The following is a 15,721-nucleotide window of genomic DNA, read 5'->3' on the forward strand; positions in this document are numbered from 1 at the left end:
GACATTCCCACAAAGGTATGAAATACCTTGGGGAATGTCCCCTTTCATTTACTTGTCCTATTTTGAAAGAAGCGCCAGTGATTCACGGTTGAATGCCGGAATATCATCCGGAGTCCTGCTTGTGACGAGTTGATTCCCGCATACGACGACTTCTTTATCCTCATACGTCACGCCTGCATATTCCATATCCACCTTGATGGACTTGAAGCCCGTTGCTTTCCGTCCTTCCAGCGCTTTTGCCGTAATCAGTAATTGCGGACCGTGGCAAATAGCGAATACCGGCTTCTTCTCATCCATGAAATGCTTTGCAAACTTCACGAAACGGTCATCTGCACGGAGCTGATCCGGAGAGAATCCACCTGGTAATAACAGGGCATCAAAGTCTGATGGATTGACGTTGTCGATGCTTTCATCGATCTTCACCGTTGCATCCCCCTGCTTACCCTTGACTGATTTGCCTTTTTCCTTTTCAATCGTCACGACTTCGTGACCTGCTTCTTTAAACGCTTTCTCAGGATCTGTAAATTCTACGTCTTCAAACATATCGGTAATTAACGTTGCGATCTTAGCCATAAAATGAAACACTCCTAATAATGGTTTAATTTTTATCACACTTGTACTTTACCCTCTTGGCATAGATTAAAACCCTTTTTTATCCATCGTAAATTGAGAAAAGATTGTATTCCTCTGCACTTCATATACCTCTTCCCCCACGATGTCATTGATGATCTGGATGTTCCGGTCAACGGCGAGTCCTAGATTCGTCGCCCCTGCACCGTGGGAATGCTCCAGATTCGTCACTGTATAGAAATGATGTTCACGGTCCGGTTTCTCTTTGAACTGAAGCTTATAGTTTCTCGACACCTTAAATTTCATCTCGTCTTCCCATACAATTCTTTCCTCAAATTCATCCATAAACCAGCTCGGTATATTGGGTTTATATCCCGTTGCGAGGATCACCTTATCACTTTGATAGGAAAAATCACGATCCTCCTGCCATTGACGGCAGTTCAAAACATAACCTTCTTCTTCTTGATGGATCTTATTCACTTCAGTAAGGGGCTGTATGGTAATGCTCGGTGATTGATCGCTGACTGAATGGTTATAAAGAATGTTGTAAATGTTGTTGAGGGTATCCGGATCGATTCCATTCCGGAGCTGATCCAGTGTCCCCAAAGCTTCCTCACGCTTTTCAAACGTCAATCCGTGGAAGTAATCCACATAGTCAGGGGCGAAGAATTCCTGACCGAGCTTTGACGATTCAAGCTGAAGGATCCCTTCTGATCGGGTAAGCCATGTCAGCTGGTACGAATGATTTTCCTGCTCCTTCAATAAATCGAAGAATACCTCAGCGGCGCTTTGACCGGATCCCACAATGGTGATGGTGGATCCTTCCATCGTTGCACTCTTATGAAACAGGTACTTGCTCGTATGGTGGACGTCTTCATCCGGAAGACCTTCCATCCCATCCAGGATAAGAGGCTTGCTTCCAGTCCCCATCACCACATGCTTTGCATAATAGACTTCACGTACATCCCTTAATCTGTTATCCACCTCAACCTTATAGCAGTCCCCAACATCCGTGACCCCGATCACTTCACTGTGAAATTGACAGGAACCGAGTTGCCCCACCACCCATCTGGCATAGTCATTATACTCCTGCCGCGGCATTTCAAACTTCTGAAAAAAGAAAAATTTATATAAACGATTATGAGTATGTAAATAATTCAAATAACTGTACCGGCTCTGAGGATTCGCAAACGTCACGAGATCCGCGATGAACGGTACTTGCAGATCCGTCAGGTTGATCAGCATCCCGGGATGCCACTGAAATTCAGGTGTCTGATCGAAAAACTTCACCTTCAGATCCGTCTTCTCTTCCATCAGGGCCGCCAAGCTCAAGTTATATGGCCCGATTCCAATCCCGATACAATCATGCATGTCTTGTCTACTCAATTGGCTCTCCTCCACATTCAGAATCTACTTTTTTATTCTTACCCTAAAATGATGGGAGGCTATCCTGTTTTGGGAAATTAATTTGTTTGGATGGGCTCGGGGATTCAGCTGTTGATTATGACTTTCATTTCAGCTGCTGATTTTCATCCATTATTCAGCAGCTGAACTCACCCAAACAAAAAAACCAATCCCCCCACAAGGATCAGTTTTTCCTGAAAATCATCACATACCATCCGCCTTCTTTCACAATCGGTTCCACGGACTCGACTTTAAAATCGGTTTTCCCCGCAAGGGTCTCCATCTCCTTCTGGGACGGGATTGGATAAAGGTTCTGGAATGTCATGAAGAAGCTGTTGAAAGCACTTGAAAATTGCTTTCCATGCTTGGACTTCTGCATCGGGGTCAGGACGAAGAACAACCCATCCCCCTCGAGCCAGGTTGAGGCCTTTTCAAAAAACTTCAGCCGCTCCGATGGATCGATATAGTGAAAAAGATTGTTGGCCATGATCATGTCAAAACGCTTCTGGGGTTCATATTCATGGAGGTCCTTACAGAGGATTTCCACGTTTTGAAAATCTTGAAGGGATTCTTCCGCTGCCTTGGCGACGGCTTCATGGATTTCAATCCCGACCATTCTCTTGTCAGGATAACGGTCCCCTATTCTTTTCACATATCCGCCTTCACCACATCCTAAGTCCAGGATGGAATCAACGTTGTATTTTTTTATCGCTTTCTGTACCTTTGGAAAGGCAAAGCGTTCCAGCAGGATCGACGTCTTCGCGACGGTTGCGCCATGTACATCCGAATTAAAGTGCTGTTTCGTCTGGTTCCGCAGCAACTGAGGATAAGATAAAAGGGCCGGTATATGCAGCTCCATCATCTCTTTCAGGAGGATCCCTGAAGAATGGGGATCTTTCTTTGAAGTCGGAAGCTTCCATCTGTTTCTCGTCGTGACTTTCTCAGCTTCCACCCGTTTAAGATGCTTGATGGTGATGCCTACCTCCACCCATTGTTCAAGGAGGTCCATTTCAATGTTTCTCGAGAGGGCCACTTCCTGGATGGACGCAGGCTCTGTAAAACTGTCGAACAAGTCCATCTCGTATCCGACATAAGCATGCCAGCTGTAAAGGAACGGGACATTCTTCTTCATCCAGGTTCTTGCCCTCCATACTTTCACCATTTCTCCAATCATTGTAACGCCTCCTTTCCTTTCCAGGGATAATCTTGATCTCTAGTAAATGTAGTCGTTATTTTCTTTTCTTCGGTTAGGGAATCATGCCTGATCGGGAGCATCCCCCCCTGAATCAACCTGTCGTGAATGGATTCCCGCCACATTCCGAGACCCGATATGTTCAGCATCTGTTTGTAATGGGAAATCGAATCCTTTTCCATTCTCTGAAGGCTCTTATTTCTCAGCCAGCCGACCGGGCGATATGGGTAGGAGTAGACGAGGGCGGATAAATGACTGAGATGCATTTGGTGTGCAACCCGCCTCTTTCTGACTTTTGGATACCATTCAAGATTAACGGGATCCAACTTTCCATCTGCATACATGTCACACAGCAGCTCTCCGAGGATGCTCCCATCCTGGATCGCCATATTCATTCCTTCCCCTGCCATCGGATGCACCGTGTGGGCCGCGTCCCCAATAAGGGCAAGATGATCTTTCACATAAGTTTCCGCATGATATTTCAGCGGGACCATTAGCTGGATTTTCTTCCAATCTCCTATTTGATCCACATAGCCGGCAAGATCCGGGCACATTTCAATATACAGTTTATGAAACTCCGATACCGGCTTTTTTCGAAGGGTTTTGTACTCACCTGCCGGGATGAGATAAACGGATCTCACCTCATTGTCCGGGAGGGGAAACAGACCTAAGAATGATTGATATGTAGAAACGATCCTGCCTTTCGTCATATCTTTTGGACGCGGGAATGTGACGGTCAGGAAATGATGATTGTACTTTTTCTCCTTCACATCCACCCCCATATAGTCGCGGGTTACGGAGCTCCTTCCCTCTGCCCCGATAATGAAGTCACTATGAATCTCTTGTTCCACCTTCGTCTCGCGGTCCTCTATGGTCACCATACGCTTGTTGATATTCTTGCAGACGGTATTCGGCCGATAATGGAAGGTCGGATATTCCTCCCCCTTCTTCCGCAGGATATCCTTCAGCGTTTCGTGGTGGATCATAAGAGAAAACGGATAAGGTGTGGGGAGGATCGAATAGCTCATCGTTGAATGGTCCGCCTTCGATTTTGCCTGCTTCAATTCGATCAATTCCAGATCAGAAATGCTATGACCATTATGAAGGACGGCATCTATGACTCCCAGGGAATCGAATATTTCCAGACTTTTCGGCTGTAGTAGCTCACCTTTGTAGACTGAACCCGGCCCCGGTAACCGTTCCACGACGGTTACATCAATGTTACAACGGGCAAGTTTCAACCCGAGGGTAAGTCCGCCAATCCCTCCACCGCTTATAAAGACGTTCGTCTTCATCTCTTCTCACCTCTTTCCAATTCTTTATCCCATTTCCAGGATGTTGAAACTTGCAGATGTGCTCTCCCCATGATGTGACACTTTTTATACTGTGGCGGCGTCCTGAAGAATTTTGTAGAACCCACTATTTCCCGGAAAATATCAGCTATTACAGCGAGATAAAATTGGTTTTTGTCGGAATATCTTCCTTGAATTATCGACATGATCCGTTTAAACAAAAAAACTCTACGACAAGATTCATCTCTCATCGTAGAGTACGTTTTATTTCTCTTTTGAAATTGGCAACAGGATCGTGACAGTGGTACCTTCGCTTACGTTGCTTTGGATGGATAGTGAGCCGTGATGCTCTTTAATGATTTTCTGACAAATCATCAATCCGAGTCCCGTCCCTTTTTCTTTCGTGCTGTAAAACGGTTCGCCAAGATGTTTCATACGTTCAGGTGGTATTCCGTTTCCATTATCCTGGATGGTGATCTTACCGTATCCCTCGTCTTTCTCAAGCTGCACGCTGAGGAGTCCGCCTGAAGGCATGGCTTCAAGGGCATTTTTCATCACGTTCAAAATGACCTGTTTCATTTGATGGGAATCGCAGTAGATCTCAGCTTCTTCCACTGAGAATCTCACGTCCACTCCCTGCTTGAGGCACTCCATCTTGATGAATTCGACCGAGCTTGTGAGGAGGGTCGTCAAAGATGTAAGGGAGAATTTGACGGCCCTTGGTTTCGCCAGAGCCAAGAATTCATTGGTGATGATTTCGATGCGATCAAGCTCTCCTTGGATGACACCAAGGTAGAAATCATCCTCTGCATTTTCCTTCATGAGCTGAAGGAAGCCTTTCAGTGTAGTCAAAGGGTTCCTGATTTCATGGGCCACACCAGCTGCAAGCTGCCCAATCATCGCTAGCTGCTCTGACTTCTTAAGCAAGTCTTCATTCCGTTTCTTTTCGGATAGATCACGAATGATGGCTGAAATCCCAATCAAGCGTCCATTGTCGTTTAAAATCGGATTCATATTAAAGGCGATCTCCACCGGGGAGCCGTCTTTCCGGTAACGGACGGTTTCATAATCTTTGATCCGCTTCCCGGCTTTCACCGTGGCAAGATTCTGTTTGAATTGTCCGACCTGCTCTTCCTGGTGAAGGAAAGTGATCACCTCTCCAGTGATTTCATCCTTCGACCAGCCGAACATGGATTCAAATTGTTGATTTACCTTTAATACATTTCCTTCCGGATCAAGAAGGGCGATTCCGTCTCCCGCATGTTCAAAGTACGCTTCAAGCAATTCTTTCGCTTCTTTCAGCTCTTCTTCCATCTTTAGTTTCTCCGTGATGTCCTGACCGAACCCATAGATGCCAATGACCTCATTTTTAACACGGATGGGGATATTGGTGACCGCTACATGACTTTTCCCACCTTCCCCATTTTCGAAGGTGGTCACAAATCTTGATGCTTCTCCTCTGAGGGCGACTTCGAATTGTTTGATGGCCGTCTCCCGGCTGCCCCTGGCGATGAATTCACTGAAATGGCTGCCGATCATCTGCGGTGAAATATGATCCCACTGCGTTTTCACAGCAGGGTTCACTTCTTGTATGACCCCCATTGTGTCGACCATATAGATATTATCCGGGCTGTATTTGACGATTGATTTATATTTTTGCTCGCTTTCGATCAGCTTCCTTTGAATATCCTTGATCAGTGAAATATCCGAAATGGAAACGATGATTTCCACGACTGTACCATGTCGTAATACCGGGACAATGGATGCCAAATACTCTAATTCTTTGTATTCATCTTCATACGTCAATTCTTCCCCTGTTTCCCAGATCCGCTTTAGTTTCGGTTGTATCTTTCCTAAATGATGGGAATCGAACACTTCCTGGATCGTTTTCCCGATGACTTTGGAAGGGGTCAGGTTCAGCTTCTTCAAAAGTTCTCCTGCTGCCATTTCAATCACGAAGTCATGATTGCTTTTCTTGATTTTATATGTGATCGTCTTCTGAAGGCGGAGTGTATTTTCCAGTTCGACTTTCAGAGACATCAATTCATTTTCATATTTTTTCTTCTCTGTAATATCATGTAGGATGATCCCCACACTGTCGACGGTTCCATCACTCTTATAATTTGCAGGTGAAATGGTGATATTGCATGTAATCTTACGTTGATTCTCCATATCGAACGTCACTTCTTCACCAGTCGTATTCAAGCCTTTCAATCCATTCATGACAATGCTTATGAATGATTCGTTCTCCAGGGGCTGCTGCTTACACAAGGGCTCACCCAGAATGGCATCGGAAATGTGAAACAGTTTCTGGAATGAATGATTCATTTCCATGACCTTTCCGTTTTTATCAATGATACACACACAAGTCGGAGTATTGTGGATGAGGGATTCATACACTGCCGATTGGGAGTGGGATGAATCTTCACGTTTCATTCCCTTAGGAATCATCATGACCAATACTTTGGATTCATCCAGCCGCTTGCGTTTGAACCCGTAAGGTTGATGGTTCAAGCGGATTGAATAGTCCTCTTCCTCTATTATTTTCGATAGAAGATTGTCTTCTTTCAGGATGATTCCTCTCCACTCTTCATTTTCTTCTATATAGGATGGATTGTTCACATCGATGATTGCTGCAGGGACGGGAATTGAATCAACATTCAATGCATGATAGGGGTGCATTTCAGCCATAGTACCTTCCTTTTTCGTAACGTTATTTACCATCATTTTACCCTACCTCCACCTACATATAAATGGTGAATGTCAATTCACAACAAAAACCCGGACATCCCCATCTGCCCGGGTTATCTATTATCAATGAAATTAAAATGTTCCTACACGATTCATCTCTGAATATCGAACCGCAATCTCAGCCCCGACATGGGCATTATGCTTCACCAAGGCAATATTCGCTGTCAGGCTTTTCCCATCGGTCAACTCTTTCACTTTCCCAAGCAGGAAAGGCGTTGCTTCTTTCCCTTTGATCCCTTGTTCATCCGCTTCCTTCAGTGCTTGTTCGATGATGGAGGCCATTTCGCTTTCATCCAGGGCATCTTCTTCAGGAATCGGATTTGCGATTACTACCCCACCTTTTAGGCCAAGAGCCCATTTCGCCTTTAATATACTCGCCATCTCTTTTGCCGATTCTACTTTGTAGTTTACGGAGTAAGGACTGGTCCTCGTATAAAAGGCAGGCAGCGTGTCTGTACCATACCCTATCACCGGTACCCCCTTTGTCTCCAGATATTCCATGGTCAATCCGATATCCAGGATGGACTTGGCTCCTGCACAAACGACAGCCACACTTGTGCCGGAAAGCTCCTCAAGGTCCGCCGAAATGTCCATGGTCACCTCTGCATTCCGATGCACACCACCGATGCCCCCTGTCACAAACAGAGCGATACCGGAGATCTCTGCACAGATCATCGTTGCCGCCACCGTTGTCGCCCCGTCTTTTTTTGAGGCTAGGATATATGGTATATCACGGCGGCTCGCCTTGATGACGCCGCTTGCCTGCCCTAAATATTCCAGTTCTTCAGGAGACAGACCGATTTTAATCTTTCCATTCAGTATCGCAATCGTTGCAGGTACAGCCCCCCTGGAGCGAATAATATCCTCCACTTCCCTTGCGGTCCTGACATTTTGCGGGTATGGCATGCCATGTGAAATAATCGTGGATTCTAATGCCACGATGGGAAAGCCTTGTTTCTTCGCTTCTTTTACCTCTTCTGAATATTCTACATATGCCTCTAGATTCACGCACATTTCCCCCTTAATAATAAAGACTGAATTCCTGTTGTAGCTTGCTTGTATTCAAAGTAGGTGCCACCGTGTATCTTGACTGAAGAGTGATCGACGAACAAATTACACCGATTCGGCAGGCTCCATCTGTATCAGATCCTTTCAAATAGCCAAATAATATTCCAGCGACAAGAGCATCCCCTGCTCCTGTCACGTCCTCGACCTCCACTCTTGGAGGCAGGATGGCCGTCGCCTCTTTATATGTGGTGTAATAGATCAACCCCTGATCTCCACGGGTGATGACCGCCCGCTCAGCTCCCCTTAAGGTCAGTTCCTTGGCTGCTTTAAAATAATCCCCCTCTGTTTCGATCTTCATGTCCAGATACATCTCCGCTTCCCCTTTGTTGCAGATGAACCAGGTAACACCTTCTAATGAAGAAGGTAATTTCTTTACCTTGGGAGCAGACACGGGGATCACCGTCAATGGAATCCCTTCGGATTGACACCTGCGGATAATATAAATGAGCACTTCTTCCGGGAAGTTCGTGTCCAGCAGCACCATTTCCGAAGATGAAATCATCCCCCACCTTTTCTCAATGAACCCGATGTCAACGCTTTCATAAATGCTCATATCAGCAAGGGCGAACATCATTTCACCACGTTCATCCAATATAGCCGAGTATGCCCCTGTACTTTCATTCATTCGCCTATGGGAAGCTGAGACGTCGGCAAATGACTTTGTCTGCTGCAGAAGCCAGCTGCCTTCTGTGTCTTCCCCCACCACGGTGATTAAATTCGCTTCTCTCCCCAGTCTCCCGAGGTTTTCGGCAATATTCCGTGCTACTCCACCACTCGTTTGCTCAGTCTTCGCAGGATTTGATGTTTCAGGTATCAGCGTATCCTCAAGCCGCATCTTACGGTCGATATTGGCTCCCCCTATGCACGTGATCCCGTTTTTATTCGGCATCACGTACGCTCTTCCTAGAATCTTCCCCTGCTTCACCAGATTAGAAATATAGCCGGCCACTGCCGAGCGCGAAATCCCGCTTCTCTCTGATAATTCCTGCTGTGTCATGAATGGATTCTCTTCAATGTAAGACAGTAAAAGCTTTTCTTTTTCGTTCACTTTCTCCCACCCCTATAAAGAAAAGTAACTTTTGTTAATATTCTAAACTTTTGTTTTGGTTTACACAAGTTGGAAGATGAAAATTAATAAAAGACGTTTGACCTCCAGCTAAAAAATTCCAATAAATAGTACATTTTGTGGTTTGAAAATAGGCGGTTATCGTAAACATTGTTGCTTTTGGATGTAGCGAGTGGCGGTTGATTTCCGCTACAGGTGCTCGCTTTCCGCGGGGCTGGCGGTGAGCCTCCTCAGGCTTTGCGAAAACAGCCAGAAAATAAAAACCCGAACAAATTCGATCTTCATCAAAGAATATCGAATAATCGTTCGGATTTTCATTGAGCTATAACTCTTTTGTCTTTATATTAAGATACTTTCTTATCTTTCACTTTTCCTGTATCTTTCAGGTAATATTCGTCGGACGTAAAGAACTCATCCGTGAGCCTCTTCACTTCCTTGCTCAGGAGAAGGACCGCGATGATATTCGGAATAAGGATGGCTGCAAGGGCCAGATCAAGGAACTGCCAGATGACCTTTGCCGCCCCGACGGACCCAAGGACAATGGCCACGGTGTAAACTACTTTGATTGCCTGTGAAGCCTTCCAGCCGAACAGAAATTCTGCCTGTTTGGCTCCATAAAAGACGATGACAATGATTGTCGACAGGACGAAGAAGATTAATGAAACCGTGACGAGAATCCCGCCAAATTCCCCGAAATAATTTGTGAATGCCTCAGTTGTCAGAGCTGACGGATCGTCGAGGGCGTTTTCCGCCGTCCAGACACCGGACGATAATACGACAAAAGCGGTAGCTGTACAGACGATGATTGTATCGATTACGATTCCAACAATCGCCCAAAGCCCCTGTCGTACAGGATGATCTGTTTGTGCGGCCGCATGGGCGATCGGTGCTGTTCCAAGACCTGCCTCATTAGAGTATAGTCCCCGGGCAAATCCCCAGCGGATCGTCTCAGCCACAGCCACTCCGGCAAAACCACCCATTGCCGACATTGGTTGGAAGGCATTGGACAGGATCAGACTGAAAAACTCTGGTACGGCATCGACGTTCATAAACAGGATCACCAGTGCGCTGCCGACATAGATCAGGGCCATGAAGGGAACGAATACTTCCGTTACCTTACCGATTCGTTTAATCCCTCCGAAAACAATCAATACGACAATGAGGGCAACGATAATCCCCGTAATCAGACCGTTTATATTAAACGTTTCTTCCACAGTAGATGCAACGGCATTCCCCTGCACCATCACACTTGGGATCAATTCGATCATGAGGGCAAAAGCGAACCAGACGCCAAGCCATCTCATATTCAGTCCCTTTGTCATGTAGTACATGGGACCGCCCACATACTCTCCCTTTTCATTCTTCTCACGGTATCGAACCGCAAGGACACTTTCTGAAAATTTAAGGGCCATACCGATCAGGGCAATCACCCACATCCAGAAGACGGCTCCAGGACCACCGAACATGATCGCAGCCGGTACACCGACGATGTTCGCTGCCCCGATCGTGGACGACAGTGCCGATGTCAATGCCTGCAGGGGAGTGACGGTTCCTTCTCCCTTCGGCTTTTTAAACACGCTTCCCACCGTTTGCTTAAAAATGTACAGAGGATACCGGAATTGTATGAATTTCAATAAAAATGTTAAATACAACCCTGTTGCACCAAGGACGATGATCAACGGTGGACCCCATAACCATGCCGAAACTTTACCTATGATGTCAAAAAACGTATCCAATTATGCTCCTCCTTTGCTAGAGGCACTGGCTAACGTTTGGAATAAAGCAGGGGGAAATATCTAAGTATGTATGTAGTCGAGCAACCCCCAAATCCTGAAAAATTAGCCACTGCTTCTAATTGCTTTTCCAGACTTTTCCCTAAAATAGGAACAGTGAAACATAATAGGAAGAATAAGCAACAAATGCTGTGCGATATGTGTTCATCAATCGATGATAGAGTCAGTACGGCCCTTCGACATGATTTTCCCATTTCCCCGGAAATACGTCACAATACAGAAAAATCTGCAGCCTATAAACGGCTGCAGATTCTCTTCTATTCAGTCACCCTTGGCAGGATCAATACTTCCACCCGGCGGTTTTGTCCACGTCCCTCTGCCGTTCCGTTATCGGCGATGGGCTCGAACTCACCGAAGCCTTTCGCACTAAACCATTGGGGATCAAGCTCTGGATTGTCCAGAATGATTTTCATGAAATTGACCGCCCTCATGACGCTGAGCTCCCAATTCGATTCGAACTCCGCATTCCTGATTGGCACATTGTCAGTATGACCGCTGATGATGATGTTCCGCGGCGGATTCATGACGAGGAGGTCCGATAGCTCTCCGGCCACGCTCAGATCACTGCCCTGAACTGTAGCAGATCCCGAATCAAATAAAACATTATCCCGAATGGTCAGGAGCAAGCCCTCATCCGTCAATTTAGTGATGAATTGAACCTCCAGATTATTCGTTTTAATATATTCGTTAATCTTTTTCTGGATTTCCTTCAACTCTTCCTGATCCTTCATGAATGCCTGTTTATCGAGCTCTTCTTTACTTAGTTCCTTCTCTTTATCTTCTTTTTGATTCAGTGATGCAGCTTGTTTCTCTACCTGATCACTTGATTGCTGAGGTGCCACAGGGCTTGGATACTCCATCATTCCCGTGCCCCCGGTGAAGATTTCATTGAAAACTTGTGAGAGCTCTTTGAACTTCTGAGCGTCCACCGAGCTTGAAGCATACAGGACGATGAAGAGGGCCAGTAACAGGGTAAGTAAGTCGGCATATGGAATCAGCCATGATTCATCCATGTGCTCGTCGTCATGTTTCTTTTTACGCCGCCTCATCCTCATCCCCCTTTAGTAACATGATTCGTTCACTTGCAGGTAAATAGGAAGCCAGCTTCTGTTCAATGACACGGGGAGACTCTCCCTCGATGATGGACAGGATTCCTTCCACCATCATCATTTTCATCTGAACCTCCACCTTCGATTTTCTTTTTAACTTATTGGCAAAAGGGTGCCACAGAACGTATCCCGTGAAAATCCCGAGGAGTGTGGCAACGAATGCCGCTGAAATCGCATGTCCAAGTTCTTCCGTGTTGTCCATATGACTGAGGGCCGCAATCAATCCAATGACCGCCCCCAACACCCCAAGAGTGGGTGCGTACGTTCCTGCCTGTGTAAAGATGAGGGCTCCTGCTGAGTGCCGCTCTTCCATTGCGTCGATCTCTTCATGCAGTACATCCCTTATGTAATCACCACTTTGTCCATCCACCGCCAATGAAAGTCCGTCCCTAAGGAATGGATCGTCCACTTCCTGTGTCTTTGCTTCAAGGGCAAGTAATCCTTCCTTCCTGGCAAGGTCGGCTATTTGTGAAAAGAATTGAATCGTTTGTTTCGGGTCCTGCAATTTTTGTTCTCTAAACAGAATCCCGAAAAGCTTCGGTACTTTTTTAATCTCATGTGTCGGAAAGGCAATGGTCACAGCGGCAACCGTGCCCAGTACAATAATTAAAATGGCTGCAGGGTTCAATAAGGCCACAAGGCTTACACCTTTGAACACCATCCCCACTCCAACCGCTATCAATCCTAAAATGACTCCTATTAAAGACGTCTTATCCATCTGATCGCTCCACCTTACTCATCGTAGTCTATTACTAATATCGGATGGAACTACTGATTATTGAGGAAAGTTTGATTCGAAATTTTCTTTCAAATCACTGTAAAACCCTATGTAAGCGCAACCGTTTTTGTCGATATATGGAATATACGGGATTTTATTAAAAGGAGAGAAAGTCATGACCCCTAAGCAATTGAAAGAAGTCGATAGTAAAAGAAAGAACCTTCTGCTACTGATTACGTACGGAATCAGCCTGGCAGCTGCCCTTATGTATTCCATACTACATGAATCGGGCACCATCACAGTAGCTGTATTTGCTACACAGATCCTGGTACTGGCCGGATATTTTGTTGTCATTCAATTAATTCTTAAAAAACCGAATCTCTTTGTATACTTCAGCATCCCTACAGTCTATCTCATCATGGGAATCTGGCTATTTCTTGAAGGATCCAATCCTCCCGATTTAGTTATTCTTTTATTTTTAGCTGTGATCAGCGCCATTCACTTTAATCCTGTTATCTTCGGAATCGGCTTTACTTCCGGTCTCGTACTGCTCGTGATGAATGGTGTGCTGGCACCTGAGGGAGATCCGATTTTCGCCGAATTATTCGTCCCTGCGCTATTGAGCTATGTGCTGCTCGGCATCGTCCTCGCAGTCGTCATCCAACTGAATCGAGGGCAATTTAAGCAGCTGCAGGAATTTATCCACACCACAGAAAATGAAAGTAAGAAAAAAGAAGATCAGCGAAACTTTTTACAAAAAGAATTAGCGACCATCTCATCGAGCATCAGCCAAATCAACCAACAGGTCCAAACCCACCTGGTCTCACATGATGAGATGAAGACAGCTGTGAATGAAATTTCTGCTGGAAGTGTCACTCAAAGCGATCAAATCAATAACATCGCTCTCGTGACGGAAACGACGATGAGTAAAATGGAAGAAGTGGCAAGGCTTTCGGACGATCTTACCTCACACTCCAACGATGCGAATAGCTTAGCCGTTTCAGGAAGCGAACGAGTCATAGATCTTCAGGAAAACATGATCGAGCTGAAAAATATTATTGAAGGCCTTCATCAAACCTTTAAAGAGTTAACAAGTAAAATCGAAGAAACCAATACCTTTATCGGAAGCATCCAGGATATTACGGATCAAACCAATCTACTGGCTCTAAATGCATCCATTGAGGCTGCAAGGGCAGGGGAAGCAGGGCGCGGATTCAGTATCGTGGCCGATGAAATCCGGAAATTGGCGGAAATCACGCGGAACACAGCGACACGCATCAACGACAACCTGGCTTCCGTGAACGCCGTGAACTCTTCTGCCGTTGAAATCATGAATCTGAGCTCTGAAAAACTCAATGAAAACGTAGGGGCAACAGGAGAAGTGACATCCTATTTCACGACACTCCGCGAGAAGCTTGACGCACTCTCAAACGAGTTTCAACGCCTAACGTCCACCGCTTCTGAAGTAAGGGGAGAGACGGAACAAGCCGAGCTGTCAACGAAGGAATTGGCAGCCGTCATCCAACAGACATCTGCGGGCCTTGAAGAAATCAGTGCCACCATAGAAACCCTTCATGGTGACAACCGGACGATCGCTCAATATGTTCAAGATACTGCCACAAGTGCAGAACGGATTCAGAACAGTGTCAACGCCTAATCTGTGGTAAACTAAAGGAAGCAGATTTAAAGGATGTGGCACTTTTGGATAAACGATTCACCATGATCATTCCCATCATGATCCTTGTAGCCGTTGCTTCTTATTGGATGCTAGGCAAATACTATTCCGAGATCGAGCTTGGCTCTAAGATCATGCTCATCATCGGGGGCACGCTCCTCTCCGGAGTGATTTCCTTCTTCTTATTTAAAGAAGACAAGGAGCCGAAATAAGGAAAAGACCACTTTCCGGGAAGAAAGTGGTCTTTTGTTATTTCAGAAGCTTATTTTCTAATTTATGTTCATAATTCTTGAAGAGCGAACTATTTGTATTGACCCGCTTTTTAGAAAGCATGCCGTTGTACTTCAGCATCTTCTCATTCAGGCTTTGCTGGAGGTCCCGCTTTTCATCCTCATTCTCACACGCCCTGATCATGTCCTCAATCCGCATCATTTCTTTTTTCACATTCATTTCATCCATCGTGTACCCTGCATTCTTCATCATCCGGTGGGCCATCTTCAATTCCTCCGGCACCCCCAAATCATCGTCCAGATTCAACGGCTTGCCAAATCCGGGCAAATGACTAAACTCTCCGTCCTCATACGCTTTCTTGATCCGTTGCTCCGATACAATCATTGAAAAATCCAACTTTACCCCTCCATTCAGTGGAATCAGTTGATTCTTGGCAGCAAGTAACTCGTTACTATCATTATATCCAATTTGCACGTTTTTTGAGTGTAAAGGATGCGTCTATTTTCTGACAATTCCTTTACACATATTTTCAGTCCTCCTGGAAAAACTACGTGTATCACGAACGAAAAGGAGTGGCGCACATGGCACGTGGTAAATCATTCGAATCAAAGAAAAAGGGTCATCCAGGGAATTTCCCTCAAAATAGTACTTCCGCTAAACATTCTGAAGATGCAGTGGGCGATGAAGAACTGATCGTGACACAAGAAGCGTTTAAAAACCGTGAAGACAATGATGAACATCGCTATTAAAGACAAAAAAACGCTAGGATTCCTAGCGTTTTTTTGTTGCCCCTGTTGAAAGGACGGGGAATCTGGAGGTGCATCAGACTCCACATTCCCATTATTTTCAAAA

General features: G+C 45.6%; 14 protein-coding genes. 3 read left to right on the forward strand and 11 right to left on the reverse strand.

What is annotated here, in order from left to right; genetic code table 11:
- Window positions 1–57 precede the first annotated feature (57 nt).
- From SLH55_RS04590 to motA, 10 genes are all read right to left on the reverse strand, one after another.
- Window positions 58–573 (reverse strand): type 1 glutamine amidotransferase domain-containing protein, encoded by a 516-nt coding sequence (locus tag SLH55_RS04590; RefSeq protein WP_219167692.1) that lies wholly within the window; start codon window positions 571–573, stop codon window positions 58–60.
- A gap of 66 nt (window positions 574–639) precedes the next feature.
- Complete coding sequence (locus SLH55_RS04595) at window positions 640–1,956, reverse strand: lysine N(6)-hydroxylase/L-ornithine N(5)-oxygenase family protein (protein ID WP_320322808.1); 1,317 nt, start codon at window positions 1,954–1,956, stop codon at window positions 640–642.
- A 202-nt stretch (window positions 1,957–2,158) separates the two neighbouring features.
- Window positions 2,159–3,148 carry a class I SAM-dependent methyltransferase gene (locus SLH55_RS04600; RefSeq protein ID WP_219167695.1) on the reverse strand — a complete coding sequence of 330 codons (990 nt, stop codon included), beginning with the start codon at window positions 3,146–3,148 and terminating at the stop codon, window positions 2,159–2,161.
- Window positions 3,145–4,461: an NAD(P)/FAD-dependent oxidoreductase gene (locus SLH55_RS04605; RefSeq protein WP_320322809.1), complete on the reverse strand. Its 1,317-nt coding sequence runs from the start codon at window positions 4,459–4,461 to the stop codon at window positions 3,145–3,147. The genes SLH55_RS04600 and SLH55_RS04605 overlap by 4 nt, the downstream gene beginning before the upstream one ends.
- Before the next feature lie 261 nt (window positions 4,462–4,722).
- Window positions 4,723–7,185 (reverse strand): PAS domain S-box protein, encoded by a 2,463-nt coding sequence (locus tag SLH55_RS04610; RefSeq protein WP_320322810.1) that lies wholly within the window; start codon window positions 7,183–7,185, stop codon window positions 4,723–4,725.
- Between the two features lie 96 nt (window positions 7,186–7,281).
- The gene (locus tag SLH55_RS04615) at window positions 7,282–8,217 is read right to left on the reverse strand and encodes a pseudouridine-5'-phosphate glycosidase (RefSeq protein WP_308807562.1); all 936 of its coding nucleotides are present in this window, start codon (window positions 8,215–8,217) and stop codon (window positions 7,282–7,284) included.
- Between the two features lie 13 nt (window positions 8,218–8,230).
- Window positions 8,231–9,325 (reverse strand): carbohydrate kinase, encoded by a 1,095-nt coding sequence (locus SLH55_RS04620; RefSeq protein ID WP_320322811.1) that lies wholly within the window; start codon window positions 9,323–9,325, stop codon window positions 8,231–8,233.
- A 362-nt stretch (window positions 9,326–9,687) separates the two neighbouring features.
- Window positions 9,688–11,079 carry an alanine/glycine:cation symporter family protein gene (locus SLH55_RS04625; RefSeq protein ID WP_219167705.1) on the reverse strand — a complete coding sequence of 464 codons (1,392 nt, stop codon included), beginning with the start codon at window positions 11,077–11,079 and terminating at the stop codon, window positions 9,688–9,690.
- Window positions 11,080–11,393: 314 nt separating this feature from the next.
- Window positions 11,394–12,185 carry a flagellar motor protein MotB gene (gene motB, locus SLH55_RS04630; RefSeq protein ID WP_219167707.1) on the reverse strand — a complete coding sequence of 264 codons (792 nt, stop codon included), beginning with the start codon at window positions 12,183–12,185 and terminating at the stop codon, window positions 11,394–11,396.
- Complete coding sequence (motA, locus tag SLH55_RS04635) at window positions 12,172–12,963, reverse strand: flagellar motor stator protein MotA (RefSeq protein WP_219167709.1); 792 nt, start codon at window positions 12,961–12,963, stop codon at window positions 12,172–12,174. The genes motB and motA overlap by 14 nt, the downstream gene beginning before the upstream one ends.
- Window positions 12,964–13,138: 175 nt before the next feature.
- Between motA and SLH55_RS04640 the strand changes: the two genes are divergently transcribed.
- Together SLH55_RS04640 and SLH55_RS04645 are read left to right on the forward strand one after the other, a co-directional pair.
- Window positions 13,139–14,620, forward strand: a complete 1,482-nt coding sequence (locus tag SLH55_RS04640) for a methyl-accepting chemotaxis protein (protein ID WP_320322812.1) — start codon at window positions 13,139–13,141, stop codon at window positions 14,618–14,620.
- Window positions 14,621–14,664: 44 nt separating this feature from the next.
- The gene (locus tag SLH55_RS04645) at window positions 14,665–14,850 is read left to right on the forward strand and encodes a histidine kinase (RefSeq protein WP_226671853.1); all 186 of its coding nucleotides are present in this window, start codon (window positions 14,665–14,667) and stop codon (window positions 14,848–14,850) included.
- Between the two features lie 37 nt (window positions 14,851–14,887).
- Here the strand turns inward: SLH55_RS04645 and SLH55_RS04650 are convergent, their stop codons facing one another.
- Window positions 14,888–15,265, reverse strand: coding sequence for a DnaJ family domain-containing protein (locus SLH55_RS04650; RefSeq protein WP_219167713.1), 378 nt, complete (start codon window positions 15,263–15,265; stop codon window positions 14,888–14,890).
- 185 nt (window positions 15,266–15,450) lie between these two features.
- Between SLH55_RS04650 and SLH55_RS04655 the strand changes: the two genes are divergently transcribed.
- On the forward strand, window positions 15,451–15,618 hold the full coding sequence (locus SLH55_RS04655) for a hypothetical protein (RefSeq protein ID WP_179886427.1): 168 nt from the start codon (window positions 15,451–15,453) through the stop codon (window positions 15,616–15,618).
- Window positions 15,619–15,721: the final 103 nt, after the last annotated feature.

It is taken from the genome of Rossellomorea sp. YZS02 (genome assembly GCF_033963925.1).
In the GTDB taxonomy this organism is placed as follows: Bacteria; Bacillota; Bacilli; order Bacillales; family Bacillaceae_B; genus Rossellomorea.

Coding starts and splice junctions, on each gene's coding strand:
- SLH55_RS04590 (WP_219167692.1), bottom strand. CDS start 573: ATGGCTAAGATCGCAACGTTAATTACCGATATGTTTGAAGACGTAGAA.
- SLH55_RS04600 (WP_219167695.1), bottom strand. CDS start 3,148: ATGATTGGAGAAATGGTGAAAGTATGGAGGGCAAGAACCTGGATGAAG.
- SLH55_RS04605 (WP_320322809.1), bottom strand. CDS start 4,461: ATGAAGACGAACGTCTTTATAAGCGGTGGAGGGATTGGCGGACTTACC.
- SLH55_RS04610 (WP_320322810.1), bottom strand. CDS start 7,185: ATGATGGTAAATAACGTTACGAAAAAGGAAGGTACTATGGCTGAAATG.
- motB (WP_219167707.1), bottom strand. CDS start 12,185: ATGAGGCGGCGTAAAAAGAAACATGACGACGAGCACATGGATGAATCA.
- motA (WP_219167709.1), bottom strand. CDS start 12,963: ATGGATAAGACGTCTTTAATAGGAGTCATTTTAGGATTGATAGCGGTT.
- SLH55_RS04640 (WP_320322812.1), top strand. CDS start 13,139: ATGACCCCTAAGCAATTGAAAGAAGTCGATAGTAAAAGAAAGAACCTT.
- SLH55_RS04655 (WP_179886427.1), top strand. CDS start 15,451: ATGGCACGTGGTAAATCATTCGAATCAAAGAAAAAGGGTCATCCAGGG.